The following is an 18,037-nucleotide window of genomic DNA, read 5'->3' as shown; positions in this document are numbered from 1 at the left end:
GGAGGCGACCACCCTGGAGGCCCGGCGTGCGTCGTCGACGCGGGCCGGGCCTCCAGTGTGGTCGCGTCGGATCAGGACCCGACGTTCTCCAGTCGCTCCAGCGTACGCCGTCGCTCCGCCTGTTCCGCCGGGTCCGGCACGGGGAGCGACGCGAGGAGTCGCTGCGTGTACGGGTGCTGCGGCGAACCGAGCACCTGTGCCGTCGTCCCCGACTCGACCAGGTCGCCCCGGTAGAGCACCGCGATGCGGTCGGAGAGCGCGCCGACGACCGCCAGGTCGTGGCTGATGAAGAGCGAGGCGAAGCCGAGGTCCTGCTGGAGCTCGAGGAAGAGCTCGAGCACGCGGGCCTGCACGGACACGTCGAGCGCACTCGTCGGCTCGTCGGCGATGAGCAGCTTCGGCCGGAGCGCGAGCGACCGGGCCAGCGAGGCACGCTGGCGCTGACCACCGGAGAGCTCGTGCGGGTACCGCTCGCCGTAGGCGGCCGGCAGCTGGACGGCCTCGAGCAGTTCGTCGACCTGCTTCCGGGCCGCCCGGGGGCTCGACACCACGCCGTGCACCACGAGCGGCTCGGCGACGCACTCGGCGATGGTGAGCAGCGGGTTGAACGACGTCGCCGGGTCCTGGAAGACGAACCCGATGTCCTTCCGCAGGTGCTTGAAGTCCCGCTCGCGGAACCCGCGCATCTCGGCGCCGAGGACGTTCAGCGACCCGCCGGTGACCTTCGTCAGGCCCGCCATCGCGCGCCCGATCGTGGTCTTGCCCGAGCCGGACTCCCCCACCAGGCCGAGCACCTCGCCCGGACGGATCGCCAGGTCGACGCCCTTGACCGCCGTGAAGGCGGGCGAGCCGAGGCGGCCCGGGTACTCGATGACGAGCCCCTTCGCCTCGACGAGCGGGGTGACGTCCTCGGTGATCGCGGCGCGGCGGGCGGTGCCCGTCGACGCCTCGAGCCGGGGCACGGCCGCGAGCAGCCGCTTCGTGTAGTCGGCCTGCGGCTTCGAGAAGAGGTCCGTCGCGGTGGCCTCCTCGACGATCTCGCCCTGGTACATCACCGCGACGCGGTCGGCGAGGTCGGCGACGACGCCCATGTTGTGCGTGATGATGACGATGGCGGCGCCGAACTCGTCGCGGCACCGACGGAGCAGGTCGAGGATCTCGGCCTGCACCGTGACGTCGAGCGCGGTGGTCGGTTCGTCGGCGATGATGACGCTCGGCTCGAGGGCCAGGGCGCTCGCGATGACGACGCGCTGCTTCTGCCCGCCGGAGAACTGGTGCGGGTAGTGGTCGACACGCGTCTCCGGGTCGGGGATGCCGACGCGGCGCAGGTAGTCGATCGCCTTCTCGCGGGCCTCCTGCTTCGAGACGCCGCCGTGGGCGCGCAGGCCCTCGGCGATCTGCCACCCGACCGTGAACACCGGGTTCAGCGCGGTCGAGGGCTCCTGGAACACCATCGCGCCCGCCGTGCCCCGCAACTCGCGGAGCTTCTGCGCGCCGACGCTCACCACGTCGGTGCCGTCGAGGTAGACGGCTCCGCCGAGGGTCGCCGTCTCCGGCATGAGGCGGAGCATGCTGCGCGCCGTGACCGACTTGCCGGACCCGGACTCGCCGACGAGGGCGAGGACCTCGCCCGGACGGACGTCGATGCTGACGCCCTTCACCGCGTCGACGGCGCCGTTGTCGGTCGCGAACGTGACGGTCAGGTCGTCGACGACGGCGACGGGCTCGGCACCGGTCCCGCGGGGGGCGGTGCGTCGGTCGGTCGCGTCGTCGGCCGGGAGGCCCGGGGTTGCGTCCGTCATGCGGCCGCCCCTTCCGTGTCGGTCGCCTGCTTGCGGGACACCAGCTGCTTCAGCCGGCGGCGTGCGCGCAGACGCGGGTCGGAGATGTCGTTGAGGCTCTCGCCGATGAACGTGACGCCGAGGACGAGCACGACGATCGCGACACCGGGGAACACGCCGGTCCACCACACGCCCGACGCGACGTCGGCCAGGGCTCGGCTGAGGTCGTAGCCCCACTCGGCACCGGCCGTCGGTCCGATGCCGAAGCCCAGGAAGCCGAGGCCGGCCAGGGTCAGGATCGCGTCGCTCGCGTTGAGCGTCAGGATGAGCGGCAGGGACCGGGTCGAGTTCCGCAGGACGTGCCGGGTCATGATGCGCCACGGGTTCGTGCCCATCACGCGCGCCGACTCGACGAAGGCGTCGTTCTTCAGGCGAACGGCCTCGGCGCGGACCACCCGGAAGTACTGCGGCACGTAGACGACGGTGATCGAGATCGCCGCCGCGAGGATGCCGCCGCTGTAGCTCGACCGTCCGCCCGAGATGACGATGGACACGACGATCGCCAGGAGCAGCGACGGGAACGCGTAGATCGCGTCGGCCACCACGACGAGGATGCGGTCGAGCCACCCGCCGAGGTACCCGGACACCATGCCGAGCAGGACACCGACGATGATCGACACCACCACGGCGACGATGACGACGAGGACCGCCGTGCGGGCGCCGTAGACGACGCGGCTGAACACGTCGAAGCCGCCGACCGTCGTGCCCCAGATGTGCTCGGGGCTCGGGGATCCGGTGCGCGGGAAGCTCACGCCGTCGTCGCCCTGCAGCTGGCCGAAGCCGTACGGGGCGATGAGCGGCGCGGCGATCGCGACGACGAGGTAGAGGGCGCAGACGACCACGCCGACGATGAGCATGGCGCGCTGCCAGCCGGTGCTCCGGCGGAGCTGGACCACGACGGGCAGCCGCTTCCACAGCGGTTCGTGGCGGTCGACGAGGGAGGTGTCAGCCATCTCTAGAACCTCACTCTCGGGTCGATCAGGGCGGCGATGACGTCGACGACGAAGTTCGTCACGGCGACGATGACCGCGAGCATCGCGACGATGCCCTGCACCGCGACGAAGTCACGGGCGGACAGGTACTGGTTGAGTTCGAAGCCGAGGCCGCGCCAGCCGAAGGTGGTCTCGGTGAGCACCGAGCCGCCGAGCAGCATCGCGATCTGCAGGCCCATGACGGTGATGATCGGCACGAGCGCCGGACGGAACGCGTGCGTGCGGACCAGTCGGGACTCGCGGACACCGCGCGACCGGGCGGCGTCGACGTACTCGGAGCCGAGCGAGCCGATCATGTTCGCGCGCACGAGCCGCAGGAAGATGCCGGCCGTCAGCAGGCCGAGGGTCAGCGCCGGCAGCACCGCGTGCTGGAGCACGTCACCGATGATCTCGGCGTTGCCGGTGCGGAGCGCGTCGATGATGTAGATGCCGCTCGCGCCGGGGATGCCGTCGAGGACGAGCTGGACGCGTGACGAGGCGCGGTCCCCCAGCGGCAGCCAGCCGAGCCACACCGAGAAGACGAGCTTGAGCAGCAGACCGCCGAAGAACACCGGGGTCGCGTAGGTCAGGATCGCGAGGGCGCGGAGCAGCACGTCCGGCCACTTGTCCCGCAGGTAGGCCGCGAGCATGCCGAGCGGGATGCCGAGCACGAGGGCGACGACGAGCGCGTAGAAGACGAGCTCGGCGGTGGCGCCGCCGTACTGCAGGATGATCTCGGTCACCGGGCGGTTGTCCGTCGAGGCCGAGCCGAAGTCGCCCCGCAGCAGCTTGCCGAGGTACTCCAGGTACTGCACGACCACGGGCCGGTCGTACCCGGCTGCGTGCAGGCGTTCCTGCAGCTGCGTCGGGGTGAGGCGACCACCGACCGAGGCGGTGATCGGGTTCCCGATGACACGCATCAGGAAGAACACGAGCGTCACCAGGATGAAGACGGTCGGGATGATGAGGAGGAATCTGACGAGGATGTACCGGCCGAGTCCGCCGCCGCCACCACCGGCACGTCGCTGTGCCTGCGGTTTGATCGGGTCGGTCTCGATCGCCTCGGGGTTCGTGAGGGTCACGGTCGTGGGGTGCCTTTCTCAGCCGTGCGCAGGCCACGGGCGTTCCTCGTGGGGACGCCCGCGGCCTGCGCGGAGGGCTCGGTGTTCCGTGCCTACTTGCTCAGCGTGGCGTAGCGGAACTTGAACGAGGCGTCGAGCTGGAGCCCCTTGACGTCCTTGCTCGCGACCGCGACGGACTTGCCCTGCAGCAGGGGCAGCGTCGAGATCTGCGACGCCTCGCGCTCCTGGGCCTGCTCGATCAGGTCGGCACGCTTGTCCGGGTCGGACTCCGCCTGCTCCTTCGCGATGAGGTCCTGGATGACCGAGTCGTCGTAGTGGTTCTGGACGAAGTTCTCCTTGGTGAAGAACGGCGACAGGTAGTTGTCGGCGTCGGAGAAGTCGGGGAACCAGCCGAGCTGGTACTCCGGGTAGGCGTCCTTCGTGCGCTCCTGGGCGTAGGTCGTGTAGACCGTCGACTGGATGTTGACGGTGAACAGGCCGGAGTCCTCGAGCTGGGTCTTCAGCAGCGCGTACTCGTCGTCCGACGCCGAACCGTAGTGGTCGGGCGCGTACTGGATGTCGAGCTGCACCTTGCCGGTGACGCCCGCGTCGGCGAGGGTCTTCTTCGCCTTCGACACGTCCGGACCGCCGTCGCCGTCGCCGTACATGTCCTTGAACGGCTGGACCGCACCGGTGAGGCCGTCCGGCACCATCGAGTACAGCGGGGTGAAGGTGTCGTTGTAGACCTCCTTCGCCAGGGCGGCGCGGTCGACCACGTCAGCGGCGGCCTGGCGCACGGCGAGGGCCTTCGCCTCGTCGGCGTCGTCCTGACCGGTGCCGAACGGCTGGGTCTTGAAGTTGAAGACCACGTAGCGGATCTCGCCGCCGGGGCCGTCGGTGACCGTGAGCTTGTCGTCCTTGCGCAGGTCCGAGATGTCGGTCGGCGTGAGCGAGCGGTACGCCACGTCGACGTCGCCCTTCTGCACGGCGAGCTTGAGGTCCGTCTCCTTCGTGAAGTAGTTGGCCGTCACCTCGTCGGTCTTCGCCTTGCCGAGCACGCCGTCGTACTTCGGGTTCACCTTGTACTGGATCAGCTGGTTCTCCTTGTAGGAGCTGATCTGGTACTGCCCGGCGAACGCCTTGCCCTTGACGATGTCGTCGGCGCTGGTGAGCTTCGTCGCGCTGAAGACGTCCTCGTCGACGATCGGGCCCGCGGGGCTCGAGAGCACCTGCGGCCAGGTCTGGTCGGCGTGGTCGAGGTTGAACACCACGGTCGTGTCGTCCGGGGTGTCGATGCTCTTGAGGTTGGCGAGCAGCGACTGCGGGCCGTTCTCGTTGTTGATCTTCAACTCGCGGTCGAACGAGAACTTCACGTCGCTCGAGGTGAGCTTGTTGCCGTTCGCGAACTCGAGCCCGTCCTTGAGGGTGACCTCGTACGTGGTCGGGTTCGTGAACTCCGCCTTCGTGGCGATGTCGGGCTCGACGTCCGGGCTGCCCACCGGGGTGTTCATCAGGAACGGGAAGACCTGGTTCTGCACGGCGAAGGAGCCGTTGTCGTAGGAACCCGCCGGGTCGAGGGACGTGATCTTGTCCGTCGTCCCGATGCTCAGGCCGTTCAGTTCGGTGTCACTCACGCTGCTGCTCGCGCAGCCGGTGAGCACCAGCGCCGTCGCTGCTGCACCGGCGCCGAGCGCGATGCCGCGCTTGCCCCACTTGGTCACGGATGCCATGTCCGCTGCCTCTCTGGTCGTGATTGCAAGGGTCCTGGGCCGGGGGTGGATCGTCTGTGTGGCCGACCAGGAACGCTCATTGGTATCACCCTGTCACGGAACCGACCGAACCGAGGGCCGATTGTTTACACCGCTGTAACGCACGCTCCTGTCGTGTGGTGCATGATTCCGGCGTTCCCGAGCGGCGTGTCACGCACGAAGGTTGCGTCGTGCAACTGGGCGCTCTCCCCGTCGCCGCGCGGTCGTCGCCGGCACCCGAGGTCGCACGAAGTGCCGCCCCTAGGCGCCTGCGTCGGCGCGCCAGCGCCCGAGGTCGCACGAAGTGCCGCCCCGCCGCTCCCCGAGCAGCTGATCGTGCGACCGCGACGCCCCGCACGCGGCGCGTTGCGCGACCTCGGCACGTGGGCCGGGCCGGGCGCTGCCCCCGTTCCTGCTCCGGAGCGCCGGCGCGCGAGGTCGCTCGAACTGCCGATCCGCCGCTCCTGCGCCGGAGCGCCGGCGCCCGAGGTCGCACGAACTGCCGCCCCGACGCTCCCTGAGCAGCTGAACGTGCGACCACGGCACCCCGTGCACGGCGCGTTGCGCGACCTCGGCGCGGACCGGCGGGATGGCGAAGGGCAGTGGTGCCTGGGGTGGCGGTGCGCTTCCCCTGACCCGAGCGGGATCGCGGGCGCCCGAGGTCGCACGAACTGCCGCGCCGACGCTCGGCGAGCAGCTGAACGTGCGACCAGGGCACCCCGCTCGTGGCGCGTTGCGCGACCTCGGCCCGGGCCGACAGCGGCCCCCGCAGCGGGTGCTAAGACGCCTCGGAGTCGGCGCGGAGCCGCATGCGCTGGGCGTCGATGTCGACGAGCTGCCGCTGGAGCTCGGCGCGTCGGTCGGCCTGCTGGTGCGGGTCGGTGCGCTGGAGCTGCCCGAGCAGGGACGCCTTGCGGGCGAGCAGGTCGCGCTCGACCAGGGCCACGACGATGCTCCGGCAGTAGGCCGCCAGGTCCTCGTCGTTGCGCGCCGGGATCGGGGCGAGGGCGAGTTCGTGGGTCAGCGTCCGCAGCGGCGCCGGCACATCGGCGAGCAGCCGGTCGAGCCAGTCCCCCGCGGTGATGACGTCCGAGTTGGCGACGACGGCGTCCCGCACGACGGCGAGCATCGGCGTCGAGAACGTGGCCGAGGCGGCGAGTCCGAGCAGCGGCGCCCCGACGGAGACCGGCTGCTGCACCATCGCCATGACGGCGTCGCGTTCCATCCGGCTGATGGGGTCGTTCGGCAGCGACCGGATCCCTGCGACCGGCTCGTCGACCGGGCCGGCCGCCTCACCACCGTGACCGGACCCGCGGTCGTGCCCCGGGCCTCCGTTGCGGTCGTCCGTGCCGGACCCGGTGCGACGCCTGGCGGTCTCGACCGACCGGCGGACCTCGGCCATCTCCATGCCGAGCCAGCCGGCGAGCTCGCGGACGTACCCCTGGGTGAGCGAACGGTCGCGGATGCCGGCGAGCACGGGCGCCGCGGCGCGCAGGGCGCTGACGCGACCCTCGACGGTCTCGAGGTCGTGGCCGTCGAGCGTGCGACGGATCATGAACTCGAACATCGGGCGCTTGTTCGTGACGAGCCGGCGGATGGCGTCGTCACCGCGGGCGAGCCGGAGGTCGCACGGGTCGAGCCCGCCCGGGGCGACGGCGACGAACGTCTGCGCGGCGAAGCGCTGCTCCTCGGCGAACGCGCGCGAGGCGGCGCGCTGCCCGGCCTCGTCCGGGTCGAACGTGAACACGACCTCGCCGTTGGCGTTCGGGTCGGCGCCGGCCAGGTCGCCGAGCATCGGGCGGAGCACCTTGATGTGGTCGACGCCGAAGGACGTGCCGCACGTGGCCACCGCGGTGGTGACGCCGGCGACGTGGCACGCCATGACGTCGGTGTAGCCCTCGACGATGACGACCTGCTTCTGCTTCGCGATGTCGCGGCGGGCAAGATCGAGGCCGTAGAGCACCTGGCTCTTGTGGTAGATCGGGGTCTCGGGCGTGTTGAGGTACTTCGGGCCCTTGTCGTCCTCGAGCAGGCGGCGCGCGCCGAACCCGATCGTCGCCCCGGTGACGTCGCGGATGGGCCACATCAGTCGCCCGCGGAACCGGTCGTACGGTGAGCGGTCGCCCTGGCTGACGAGCCCGGCGGACACGAGCTCCTCCATCGTGTAGCCCCGCCCCCGCAGGTGGTCCTTGAGCATGTCGAACGACTTCGGCGCGAAGCCGACGCCGAAGTGCTGCGCGGCCGAGGGGTCGAAGCCGCGCTCCCCCAGGAACCGGCGGGCCGGTTCGGCGGCGGCCGTCGTGAGCTGGGACGTGTAGTACTCGAGCGCCGCCTCGTTCGCGGCGATGAGCCGGGCGCGCGTGTTGTAGTCGGTGCGCGGCCCGTCGCCCTCTTCGTAGTGCAGCGTGAAGCCGATCTTCGCCGCCATGCGCTCGACCGCCTCGGCGAAGGTGGTGTGGTCCTGCGCCATGATGAAGCTGAAGACGTCGCCGTCCTCACCGCAACCGAAGCAGTGGTACCGACCGACCTGGGGCCGCACGTGGAACGAGGGCGACCGTTCGTCGTGGAAGGGGCAGAGGCCCTTCATCGACCCGACGCCGGCGTTCTTCAGCGTGACGTAGTCGCCGACGACGTCGGCGATGTTGACACGCGAGCGGACCTCGTCGATGTCGTTCCGCGCGATCCTGCCAGCCACCCCTCGATCCTAGTTCCTGGGACCGACCTCGGCCGACCGGCGCCGACACCGAGCGCGCCGACCGGCGCCGACCGGCGCCGACCGCTGCCGACGCCGAGCGTGCCGACCGGCGCCGACCGGCGTCCACACCGAGCGTGCCGACGGGCGCCGACCCGCGTCCACACCGAACGCGCCGACGGCCGCTCACACCGGGATGTGGACGGTCTCCCGCTCGCCGACGACCAGCCGTCGGTGCCACGCGATCGCGCCCTGGTCGGTCAGGCTCGCCACCTGGTCGACCACGGCGCGGAGCCGCCCGGCGTCGTCGCCGGCCGCACGCCAGTCGGCGGCGAAGCCCGGCTCGAGGGCTGCGTCACCCGAGGCCGCCAGCGCGTCGAGGAGCTCGGTGAGCACCCGCCGCTGGTCCTCGTACACGGGCTGGCGGTCGCCGTGGGTCATGACGAAGGCCGCGACGATGCCCTTGAGCACCGCGATCTCGCCGATGATCTCCGGCGGGGTGACGACCGACGCGGCGAACCGGACGAGCGAGCCCGAGGCGTACGCGGCCCGCGTCGCCGCGGTCGCCGTCCGGGCGAAGCGGCCGATGAGCTGCGACGTCAGGTTCTTCAGACGCGCGGCGTCGCGACGGGATCCGTCGTACGCGGTCATCCAGAGCGGCAGCGCGCGCAGCCGGTCGAACGCCTCGAGCAGCTCGTCTCGGCTCAGGTCGTCGCCGACCCACGCGTGCATGGCGCTCACGATGTCGTTCTCGCCGACCCGGTCGCCCAGGGCGGCGACGTCGATGAACCCGGCGACGACGGCGTCCTCGAAGTCGTGCACCGAGTACGCGATGTCGTCGGACAGGTCCATGACCTGCGCCTCGATGCACCGCTGCCGGCGGGGTGCCCCGGCGCGGAGCCACGCGAAGGCGTCGTGGTCGTCGTCGTAGAAGCCGAACTTCGTCCGACCCGACGACGACTCCGACACGCCCTGCGAGGCCGGCCACGGGTACTTGCAGCTGGCGTCGAGCGACGCGCGCGTCAGGTTGAGCCCGTAGGCCTGCCCGTCGTCGCCGTAGACCTTCGGCTCGAGCCGGGTGAGCAGCCGGAGGGTCTGGGCGTTGCCCTCGAAGCCGCCGATGCCGGCCGCCCACGCGTTGACGGCGGTCTCGCCGTTGTGGCCGAACGGCGGGTGGCCGATGTCGTGCGCCAGGCAGGCCGTGTCGACCACGTCGGGGTCGAGGCCGAGCGAGTCGGCGAGCTCGCGGCCGACCTGCGCGACCTCGAGCGAGTGCGTCAGCCGGTTGCGGGCGAAGTCGAGGCCGGCCGTCGGGCTGAGCACCTGCGTCTTGGCGGCCAGGCGCCGGAGCGCGCTGGAGTGCAGCAGCCGGGCACGGTCGCGTGCGAAGTCGGACCGGCGGTTGCCGTGCTGTTCGGGCAGCCAGCGCTCGGCGTCGGCCGGCCCGTACGAGGCGAAGGCGCTCATCCGCCGCTGTGGTGCAGCTCGGCGGCGGCGAGGACCTTGCGGAACTCGGCGTCGACGTCGCGGCTCTCGAGCCAGCGGTCCGGCAGGGCGGTGCGCTTCGGGTGTCCGGCGCGGCCGCGCGGTCCCTCGGCGTCGGCGCCCGGGTACGGCGCGTCGTGGTCGAGCTGCCCGAGCAGGTCGTCGATCTCCTGCAGGCTCGAGGCCATCGCCAGGGCGGACCGGACGTCGCTGCCGATCGGGTACCCCTTGAAGTACCACGCCACGTGCTTGCGGACGTCGCGGCAGCCGTGCTCCTCGGACCCGAAGAACTCGACGAGCAGCTCGGCGTGCCGACGGAAGCCGACCGCGACCTCGCCCAGGGAGGGCATGTAGCGCAGCCCCTCGCCCCGGAACGCCGCGGCCAGGTCGCCGAACAGCCACGGACGGCCCAGGCAGCCGCGGCCGACGACCACGCCGTCGGCGCCGGTCTCCTGGACCATCCGGACGGCGTCGGCGGCGGACCAGATGTCGCCGTTGCCGAGGACCGGGATGTCGGTGACGGTCTCCTTCAGGGTCGCGATCGCCGACCAGTCCGCCTTCCCGGAGTAGTGCTCGTTCGCGGTGCGGGCGTGCAGCGAGACCGCGGCGACACCCGCGTCGCGCGCGATGCGCGCGGCGTCGAGGTAGGTCAGGTGGTCCTCGTCGATGCCCTTGCGCATCTTCACGGTGACCGGGACGTCACCGGCAGCGCGGACGGTCTTGGTGACCAGCTCCTTGAACAGCTCGGTCTTCCAGGGCAGGGCCGCGCCGCCGCCCTTCCGGGTGACCTTGGGCACCGGGCACCCGAAGTTCAGGTCGATGTGGTCGGCACGGTCCTCGCCCACCAGGATCGTGGCGGCCTCGGCCACGGTGTTCGGCTCGACGCCGTACAGCTGGATCGACCGCGGGGTCTCGGACTCGTGGTGCTGGATGAGCTGCATCGACACGGGCGTGCGTTCGACGAGCGCGCGCGAGGTGATCATCTCGCACACGTAGAGCCCGGCGCCGTACTCGCGGCAGAGCCGGCGGTACGCCATGTTCGTGATCCCCGCCATCGGCGCGAGCACGACCGGGACGTCGACCTCGATCGGGCCGATGCGCAGGGGGCCGCCGATGCGCGCGGGTGCTTGTGTGATCGTCATACCTGTCCCATCTTCCCACGTCGGTGCTCGCCGGTAGCGTTCTCCACATGACGAGCGACGCCATCTCCCGGTTCGACGCCGACGCCCGGGCCCGCGGCCTGGCGGTCGAGGTCGTCGAGCGCCCGGCCGCCGACTCCCTGCACGGAGCCGCCGAGCTGCTCGGCATCGAGCCCGGCGACATCGTGAAGACCCTCGTCGTGAAGCGGCACGACGGCGGCTACCTGCTCGCGCTCGTGCCCGGCGGCCGCAGCATCGCCTGGAAGAAGCTCCGCACGGTCGTCGGCGTCAACAAGCTGTCGATGCCCGACGCCGCCACCGCGCTCGAGGCGTCGGGCTACGAACGTGGCACGATCACGCCGATCGGCGCCACGGGCGACCTGCCGGTGTACGCCGACGAGCGCGTCCTCGGCCGCCGGGTCGCCCTCGGGGCAGGACGCCACGGTGCGAGCGCCTTCGTCGACGCCGACGCCCTCGTCGCCGCCTACGGCGCGACGGTCGCGGACATCACCGACGAGGAACCGCAACGCGGCTGACCAGTCCCGGCGCCCGACCGGACGCGCCCCCGCACCGCTGTCGCGCCCCGCAGGACCGGGGCACGACGACCGCGTCGGGGCGCAGTTCCGAGCGTGCCGCCGCGTGGGCGTCCCGCCCGGCAGGGCCGTCGCACGGCGCCCTCCCCATCGCGCCCCCGTGCGGGCGACGCGCCCGGCAGTGCCGGGGCGCGACGCCCGCACAGGGGCGCAGTCCGGGGAGCGGAGGCCGGACCTCAGTCCGGCACCTCGGTCCAGTCACCCTCAGCGCCTGGCACGAAGCACGAGTCGCCCTCGCAGACGGGCGCACCGCCCGGCGTCACGAGTGTGAGCAGTGCGGGTTGCGCGGCCGCCGTCGCACCGTCGGCCGGGAGGCCCGGCGCGGCACCCACGGACACCGTCGCGCCCGTCACCGGGTCACCGCCGCGTCCGCGCTCGCGTCGTCCGCCGCACGCTCGGCCGCCGAGGCGACCTCGTCCGGGGTCGTCTCGCGCAGGGCGACCACCTGGTGGAGCACCTGCTCGAACGCCGTCGGGTCCTGGGCGCCCGAGACGCCGTACTTGCCGTCGATGACGAAGAACGGCACGCCGTTGATGCCGAACGCCTGCGCCTGGGCCTGGTCGGCGCGGACGGCCGCGAGCTGCGCGTCGTCGCGGAGCGTGGCGAGGACCTCGTCACGGTCGAGGCCGACCTCGGCGGCCAGGTCGGCGAGCGAGGACTCCTGTCCGACGTGCTCACCCCGCTCGAAGTAGGCGGTGAACAGCCGCTCGACCATCTCGAGCTGCTTGCCGTGCTGCTTGGCGAGGTGGATGACCTGGTGTGCCTTCACCGTGTTGGTGTGGTGCATCGCCTCGAAGTCGTAGTCGAGTCCGACGCCGGCGGCGATCGCGCTGACCTGGTCGAGCATCTGCTGCGCCTGGTCGACGGGCATGCCCTTGTGTCCCGACAGGAACTCGGCCTCGGTCCCCTCGAAGTCGACGGGGGTGTCCGGGCTCAGCTCGAAGGAGTGGTACTCGACCTCGACGGGCCGCCCGTCCGACGAGGCGCCGAACGCGGCGACGCCGGCCTCGAACTTGCGCTTGCCGATGTAGCACCAGGGGCAGGCGATGTCCGACCAGACATCGACCTTCACGGAGTCGTTCATGCTCAGCCCAACGCGCGGCGTGCGGGCGCATTCCCGCCGCACAACCAAAATCACCTCGCGCCGCGGGATCGCGCGGTTCGAGGTGACTTTGGTTGTGCGAAGCGCATCTGCGCCGGGCCGCGCCGGCCCGCGGCGAACCGCTACGCGCCGAGCAGCCGCTGCGCCAGGTAGCCCTGCAGCTGGTCGAGCGAGACGCGCTCCTGGCCCATGGTGTCGCGCTCGCGCACGGTCACGGCCTTGTCCTCGAGCGTGTCGAAGTCGACCGTGATGCAGAACGGGGTGCCGATCTCGTCGTGGCGACGGTAGCGACGGCCGATGGCTCCGGCGTCGTCGAAGTCCACGTTCCAGTTCTTGCGCAGGTCGTCGGCCAGGCCGCGAGCGACGGGCGAGAGCTGCTCGTTGCGCGACAGCGGCAGCACGGCGGCCTTCACGGGCGCCAGGCGCGGGTCGAGGCGCAGCACGGTGCGCTTGTCGACGCCGCCCTTCGCGTTCGGGGCCTCGTCCTCGTGGTACGAGTCGAGCAGGAACGCCATGAGCGCACGGGTCAGACCGAACGACGGCTCGATGACGTACGGCACGTACTTCTCGTTGGCGGCCTGGTCGAAGAACCGCAGGTCCTGGCCGGAGGACTCGATGTGGTTGTTGAGGTCGAAGTCGGTGCGGTTCGCGACGCCCATCAGCTCGCCCCACTCCGAACCGGTGAAGCCGAAGCGGTACTCGATGTCGGCGGTGGCGTCGGAGTAGTGCGCCCGCTCGCCGTCCGGCACGTCGAAGCGGCGCAGGTTCTCGTGGTCGATGCCGAGGTCGGTGTAGAACGCGACCGAGTCGGTGATCCACTGCTCGTAGTGCTCGCCCGCCTCGGCCGGCGGCACGAAGTACTCGATCTCCATCTGCTCGAACTCGCGGGTGCGGAAGATGAAGTTGCCGGGCGTGATCTCGTTGCGGAACGCCTTGCCGACCTGGCCGATGCCGAACGGGGGCTTCATGCGGCTGGTCGTGACGACCTGCGCGAAGTCGACGAAGATGCCCTGCGCGGTCTCGGGGCGCAGGAAGTTCAGGCCCTCTTCCGACTCGACCGGGCCGAGGTAGGTCTTGAGCATCCCGGAGAACTCGCGGGGCTCGGTCCACTCACCGCGCGTGCCGCAGTTCGGGCAGGCGATCTCGGCCATGCGGCCCTCGGGGTCGCGGCCCTTCTTCGCGACGAACGCTTCGATGAGGTGGTCCTCGCGGAACCGGTGGTGGCAGTGCAGGCACTCCACCAGCGGGTCGGTGAAGGTCGCGACGTGCCCGGAGGCCTCCCACACCTTGCGGGGCAGGATCACGGCGGAGTCGAGGCCGACCATGTCACCGCGGCCACGGACGAACCGCTGCCACCACTGGCGCTTGATGTTCTCCTTGAGCTCGACACCGAGGGGCCCGTAGTCCCACGCGGAGCGGGAACCTCCGTAGATCTCGCCCGACTGGAAGACGAAGCCGCGGCGCTTGGCCAGGGCGATGACGCTGTCGAGACGGGAGGGCTGTGCCAAAGGGTGCTCCAGAGGTCGCCGAGCTGGGTGCTCGGTGCGGAAACGGTCCGGGCAAGACTACCGGCGTTCGTGGCCCGGGAGGCCCGCCCCGCGTCCGCCGACGCCCCTCACGCCGCCGACGTGGTCGCGTCCACCCCGGCCAGTGCGGCCGCCACGTCGGTCACGTCCGCCTCGTCGTTCCAGAGGTGGAACGCGATCCGCAGCCGCCCGGCTCGGCCCGAGGCCGTGAGCCCTGCGGCGGTGAGTGCCCGGAGGGCCGACCCGTCGGCGTCCGCGAACGTGACGATCGCCTGCCCGTCACCCTGCCGGGGTGACCCGAGGGTGTCGCACAGCCGGTCTGCGAGACCGGTGGCGTGCCTCCAGACCGACCGCTGGTCGAGCGCGACGGCGTGCTGCAGGGCGGCCACCGCACCGGGCCACGCCTGCCAGGCCGGCGAGACGTCGAAGCGACGCGCGTCGTCGGCCAGGCGCATGGCGGGGCCGTAGCACGAGGACCACACGTCCTCGCCTGCGTACCAGCCGGCCTGGACCGGCCGGAGCCGCCCGAGCGCGGTGTCGGACAGCGTCATGAACGCGACGCCGCGCGGGGCGCAGAGCCACTTGTAGGCGTGCGTCAACGTCACGTCGAACGGTGCGGCGTCGACGGGCAGGACGCCGGCTGCCTGCGTGAGGTCGCAGAGGGTCAGGGCGCCGACCCGCCGGGCGGCGGCGACCACCGGACCGGGGTCCGTGACCGCGCCGGTGGCGGACTGCACCGCGGACCACGCGACGAGGGCGGTGTCGGGACCGACGGACGCAGCGAGCCGGTCGAGCGGGACGTGCCGCACCCGGACGCCGCGGTGCGCCTGGGCGAGGAACGGGAAGACGACCGAGCTGAAGTCGCCGTCGGGCACGACCACCTCAGCGCCGTCCGGCAGCGCGTCGGCGACGACGGCGGCCATCACCGAGGTCTGCGAGCCGGTCGCGACCCGCTCCGCCGGGACGCCGACGAGGGCGGCGAACAGCGCACGGCCCTGCTCGACCAGGGCGCCGTACCGGGCCGGCGACGTCTCGGCGCGGGACCACGCGTCGAGGTCGGCGCGCTGGGCGGCGAGCGTCGCGCGGGTCGGCAGTCCTGCGGTGCACGCCGCGAGGTAGCCGCGGCCGGCGGGGAAGGAGTCCATGCGGCCAGCGTCGCCGCTCGCACCCCATCACACCAGGGCCGATCCGTTGTGCCGGCGATAACATCATGTGATGGACGAGATCGATCCCCAGCTGCTCCGGGTCCTCCGTGCCGTGGCCGACGGTGGCTCGATCACCCGCGCCGCCGCCGCCCTCGGGTCGAGCCAGCCGGCGGTCAGCCAGCTGCTCGCCCGGGCCGAGCAGCGCCTCGGCCACACGCTCGTGCTGCGCTCCGGGCAGGACGGCCGCGGCGGGCGGGGTGCGACGCTGACCGACGCCGGGCGGGTGCTCGCGGACCACGCGCTGCACGTGCAGGCCGCGCTGAGCGCCGCGCGCGAGGACCTCGATGCCGTCGGCGGGCTGAGCCGGGGCCGGGTGCGCCTGGCGGGGTTCCCGAGCGCCTCGTCGACCCTGGTGCCCGCCGTGCTCGCGGCGATGGCGACGACCGCACCGGGTGTGACGACCTCGTACGTCGAGGTCGAGCCGCCCGAGGCCCTCGAGCTCGTCCGGAGCGGCGAGGTCGACGTCGCCCTGACGTTCACCCACGTCGGCGACGACACCGGGACCGACCCGGCGCTGTGGTCCCGGGCGCTCGGGCGCGACCCACTGGCGCTCGTCACCGCCCGGGACGCCGTTGCGCCGGAGCACCGCGACGAGGTCGTCGACCTCGCCGCGTTCCGGGACGCCCGCTGGATCGGCGGGTGTCCGCGCTGCCGGGGGCACCTGCTCGCCTCGTGCGCCGCGTCGGGCTTCACGCCGGACATCGTGCTCGAGACCGACAACGCCGCCGCCGTGGTCGGCCTCGTCGCCGCGGGGCTCGGGGTGGCACTGCTCCCCCGGCTCGCACTCGTCACCACCGTCCTGCCGCCTCAGGTGCGGGTGGCCCCGGCGGACGACGAGCTCGCGCGCCGGGTCGAGGTCGTCGTGGCACGCGGGGCCGACCGGGTGCCGAGCGTCCGGGCGACCCTCGACGCCGTGCGGGCGTCGGCGCACCTGCTCGACGGACCGCTGCCCGGCTGAACGGGGCTCGGGCTCTCGGTGTCTCGGGGTTCCGGGCTCGCGGACTCGTTCGCGCGCTCGGGCTGGGTCAGGCCGTCGGGGCGTCGACCGCGCCGCCGTAGCGACGGTCGCGGCGGGCGTACTCCTCGATCGCACCCCACAGGTCGGTGCGACGGAAGTCCGGCCAGAGCCGGTCGAGGAACACCATCTCGGCGTAGGCCGACTGCCAGAGCAGGAAGTTGCTGGTGCGCTGCTCCCCCGAACTGCGGAGGAACAGGTCGACGTCGGGCATCTCCGGCACGTACAGCCGCTTTGCCAGGGCCTTCTCGGTGACCTGGCTCGGCTTGAGCCGGCCCGCGGCGACGTCCTCGGCCATGCCCCGCACGGCGTCGACGATCTCGTTCCGGCCGCCGTAGTTGACGCACATCGTCAGCGTCAGCACGTCGTTGGCCGCGGTCATCCGCTCGGCGGCCTCGAGCTCGTCGATGACGCTCCGCCACAGTCGGGGCCGCCGGCCGGCCCACCGTACCTTGACACCCCACTCGTGCAGCTGGTCGCGCCGACGCCGGATGACGTCGCGGTTGAAGCCCATCAGGAAGCGGACCTCTTCCGGGGAGCGCTTCCAGTTCTCCGTCGAGAACGCGTACGCCGAGATGTGCCGCACGCCGATCTGGATCCCACCCGCGACGACGTCGAGCAGCGACGCCTCGCCGGCCTTGTGCCCCTCGATGCGCGTCAGCCCACGACCGTTCGCCCACCGACCGTTGCCGTCCATGACGATCGCCACGTGCTCGGGAACGAACCGGGCCGGGATCGCCGGGGGCGTCTCGCCGGTCCAGTCGACCGGGCGGAACGATTCGGCGTCGGCGGGAGGGCGGGGGCTCATGCGGTGGGGGCTCCTTCGACAGCGGGATCGGGATCGGGGACGGCGGGTGCCGGGGTCGAGGCCACCGCACGCGCCGTCGCCTCGGGTCCGCCGTGCGTCTGCGGCACCGGCAGTGGGTGCTCGGTGCGGTCGACGTGCGGCAGGGACCGGAGCGATCGTTCCAGGTGCCACTGGGCGTAGGCCGCGACCACGCCGGACGCCCGCGAACGCGTCCGCTCGTCGGTGGCGTCCACCGTCGCCCAGTCGCCGGCGAGCAGCGACCCGAGCACACCGAGCGTCGCCGGGTCGAGCCGCGGCGTCCCGGGAGGCGCGGCATGGTCCGCCACCACCCCGCCGAGCTGCACGACGAACGCCGAGTGCGGCCCCGGCTCCCCCGTCACCGCGCAGTCGGCGAACGACGGCGCCCACCCCGCGATGCTCATCGCCCGCAGCAGGTACGAGTCGAGCGTGGCGCTCGAGTGGTGCTCCCCACGGGACAGCGACCGGAGGGCGCCGACGAGCAGGAGGTACTGCTGCAACCCCGCGTCGGCCTCGCTCAACCGGTCGGCGGTCTCGACCATGGCGCTCGCAGCCGTGTAGGCGCCGTAGTCCGCGACGATCTGCGCGCCGTACGCCCCGAGCGACTCGGCCTGGGTGACGATGTCGAGCGAGCGCCCCTCGTAGAACTGCGCGTCGACGACCATGAACGGCTCGAGCCGGCTGCCGAACTTCGACGCCGTCCGCCGCACCCCCTTCGCCACCGCACGGATCTTGCCGTGCTGCCGGGACAGCATCGTGACGATGCGGTCGGCCTCGCCGAGCTTGTGGGTGCGCAACACGACGCACTCGTCCCGGTACAGCGGCATGCCCCC

14 protein-coding genes are annotated in these 18,037 nt (G+C 72.0%); 2 read left to right on the top strand and 12 right to left on the bottom strand.

Annotated elements, in window-relative coordinates:
* Positions 1 to 71 precede the first annotated feature (71 nt).
* The 7 genes from BIU94_RS04680 to dusB form a co-directional block, all read right to left on the bottom strand.
* The gene (locus BIU94_RS04680) at positions 72 to 1,802 is read right to left on the bottom strand and encodes an ABC transporter ATP-binding protein (RefSeq protein WP_254782932.1); all 1,731 of its coding nucleotides are present in this window, start codon (positions 1,800 to 1,802) and stop codon (positions 72 to 74) included.
* Positions 1,799 to 2,794 carry an ABC transporter permease gene (locus tag BIU94_RS04675; RefSeq protein WP_071254729.1) on the bottom strand — a complete coding sequence of 332 codons (996 nt, stop codon included), beginning with the start codon at positions 2,792 to 2,794 and terminating at the stop codon, positions 1,799 to 1,801. The genes BIU94_RS04680 and BIU94_RS04675 overlap by 4 nt, the downstream gene beginning before the upstream one ends.
* Positions 2,795 to 2,796: 2 nt before the next feature.
* A complete protein-coding gene (locus tag BIU94_RS04670) occupies positions 2,797 to 3,855 on the bottom strand; it encodes an ABC transporter permease (protein WP_254782941.1) in 1,059 nt (352 codons plus the stop codon).
* Between the two features lie 131 nt (positions 3,856 to 3,986).
* Positions 3,987 to 5,603, bottom strand: coding sequence for an ABC transporter substrate-binding protein (locus tag BIU94_RS04665; protein WP_071254724.1), 1,617 nt, complete (start codon positions 5,601 to 5,603; stop codon positions 3,987 to 3,989).
* Positions 5,604 to 6,399: 796 nt separating this feature from the next.
* Entirely contained in the window at positions 6,400 to 8,316 is a 1,917-nt protein-coding gene (gene dnaG, locus BIU94_RS04660; protein WP_071254722.1) for a DNA primase, read from the bottom strand.
* A gap of 183 nt (positions 8,317 to 8,499) precedes the next feature.
* Positions 8,500 to 9,780: a deoxyguanosinetriphosphate triphosphohydrolase gene (locus BIU94_RS04655; protein WP_071254720.1), complete on the bottom strand. Its 1,281-nt coding sequence runs from the start codon at positions 9,778 to 9,780 to the stop codon at positions 8,500 to 8,502.
* The gene (dusB, locus tag BIU94_RS04650; RefSeq protein WP_071254717.1) at positions 9,777 to 10,940 is read right to left on the bottom strand and encodes a tRNA dihydrouridine synthase DusB; all 1,164 of its coding nucleotides are present in this window, start codon (positions 10,938 to 10,940) and stop codon (positions 9,777 to 9,779) included. The genes BIU94_RS04655 and dusB overlap by 4 nt, the downstream gene beginning before the upstream one ends.
* A 47-nt stretch (positions 10,941 to 10,987) precedes the next feature.
* Between dusB and BIU94_RS04645 the strand changes: the two genes are divergently transcribed.
* Entirely contained in the window at positions 10,988 to 11,473 is a 486-nt protein-coding gene (locus BIU94_RS04645; protein WP_071254714.1) for an aminoacyl-tRNA deacylase, read from the top strand.
* 406 nt (positions 11,474 to 11,879) lie between these two features.
* Here the strand turns inward: BIU94_RS04645 and BIU94_RS04640 are convergent, their stop codons facing one another.
* The 3 genes from BIU94_RS04640 to BIU94_RS04630 all read right to left on the bottom strand — a co-directional run bounded on the left by BIU94_RS04640 (position 11,880) and on the right by BIU94_RS04630 (position 15,303).
* Entirely contained in the window at positions 11,880 to 12,614 is a 735-nt protein-coding gene (locus BIU94_RS04640; RefSeq protein ID WP_071254711.1) for a DsbA family protein, read from the bottom strand.
* Positions 12,615 to 12,754: 140 nt separating this feature from the next.
* Positions 12,755 to 14,140, bottom strand: a complete 1,386-nt coding sequence (locus tag BIU94_RS04635) for a glycine--tRNA ligase (RefSeq protein WP_071254708.1) — start codon at positions 14,138 to 14,140, stop codon at positions 12,755 to 12,757.
* A gap of 107 nt (positions 14,141 to 14,247) precedes the next feature.
* Positions 14,248 to 15,303 (bottom strand): aminotransferase class V-fold PLP-dependent enzyme, encoded by a 1,056-nt coding sequence (locus tag BIU94_RS04630; protein ID WP_071254705.1) that lies wholly within the window; start codon positions 15,301 to 15,303, stop codon positions 14,248 to 14,250.
* Positions 15,304 to 15,373: 70 nt separating this feature from the next.
* On the opposite strand from BIU94_RS04630, the gene BIU94_RS04625 reads away from it, so the two are divergent.
* Positions 15,374 to 16,321, top strand: a complete 948-nt coding sequence (locus tag BIU94_RS04625) for a LysR family transcriptional regulator (protein ID WP_071254702.1) — start codon at positions 15,374 to 15,376, stop codon at positions 16,319 to 16,321.
* A gap of 67 nt (positions 16,322 to 16,388) precedes the next feature.
* Here BIU94_RS04625 and BIU94_RS04620 read toward each other — a convergent pair whose 3' ends face one another.
* Both BIU94_RS04620 and recO read right to left on the bottom strand, forming a co-directional pair.
* The gene (locus BIU94_RS04620; RefSeq protein ID WP_071254699.1) at positions 16,389 to 17,186 is read right to left on the bottom strand and encodes an isoprenyl transferase; all 798 of its coding nucleotides are present in this window, start codon (positions 17,184 to 17,186) and stop codon (positions 16,389 to 16,391) included.
* The gene (gene recO, locus BIU94_RS04615) at positions 17,183 to 18,031 is read right to left on the bottom strand and encodes a DNA repair protein RecO (RefSeq protein ID WP_071254696.1); all 849 of its coding nucleotides are present in this window, start codon (positions 18,029 to 18,031) and stop codon (positions 17,183 to 17,185) included. Before recO ends, BIU94_RS04620 begins: the two co-directional genes overlap by 4 nt.
* Positions 18,032 to 18,037: the final 6 nt, after the last annotated feature.

The sequence above is a fragment of the Curtobacterium sp. MMLR14_006 genome, from assembly GCF_001864985.1.
Taxonomy (GTDB): Bacteria; Actinomycetota; Actinomycetes; order Actinomycetales; family Microbacteriaceae; genus Curtobacterium.
Note: the sequence above shows the minus strand (reverse complement) of the source record. Positions and strands in the feature narration are given on the sequence as shown.

Bases quoted from the DNA above. Each gene is read 5' to 3' on its own strand.
- BIU94_RS04680 (WP_254782932.1), bottom strand. From the start codon at position 1,802: ATGACGGACGCAACCCCGGGCCTCCCGGCCGACGACGCGACCGACCGA.
- BIU94_RS04675 (WP_071254729.1), bottom strand. From the start codon at position 2,794: ATGGCTGACACCTCCCTCGTCGACCGCCACGAACCGCTGTGGAAGCGG.
- BIU94_RS04665 (WP_071254724.1), bottom strand. From the start codon at position 5,603: ATGGCATCCGTGACCAAGTGGGGCAAGCGCGGCATCGCGCTCGGCGCC.
- BIU94_RS04655 (WP_071254720.1), bottom strand. From the start codon at position 9,780: ATGAGCGCCTTCGCCTCGTACGGGCCGGCCGACGCCGAGCGCTGGCTG.
- dusB (WP_071254717.1), bottom strand. From the start codon at position 10,940: ATGACGATCACACAAGCACCCGCGCGCATCGGCGGCCCCCTGCGCATC.
- BIU94_RS04645 (WP_071254714.1), top strand. From the start codon at position 10,988: ATGACGAGCGACGCCATCTCCCGGTTCGACGCCGACGCCCGGGCCCGC.
- BIU94_RS04640 (WP_071254711.1), bottom strand. From the start codon at position 12,614: ATGAACGACTCCGTGAAGGTCGATGTCTGGTCGGACATCGCCTGCCCC.
- BIU94_RS04630 (WP_071254705.1), bottom strand. From the start codon at position 15,303: ATGGACTCCTTCCCCGCCGGCCGCGGCTACCTCGCGGCGTGCACCGCA.
- BIU94_RS04625 (WP_071254702.1), top strand. From the start codon at position 15,374: ATGGACGAGATCGATCCCCAGCTGCTCCGGGTCCTCCGTGCCGTGGCC.
- BIU94_RS04620 (WP_071254699.1), bottom strand. From the start codon at position 17,186: ATGAGCCCCCGCCCTCCCGCCGACGCCGAATCGTTCCGCCCGGTCGAC.
- recO (WP_071254696.1), bottom strand. From the start codon at position 18,031: ATGCCGCTGTACCGGGACGAGTGCGTCGTGTTGCGCACCCACAAGCTC.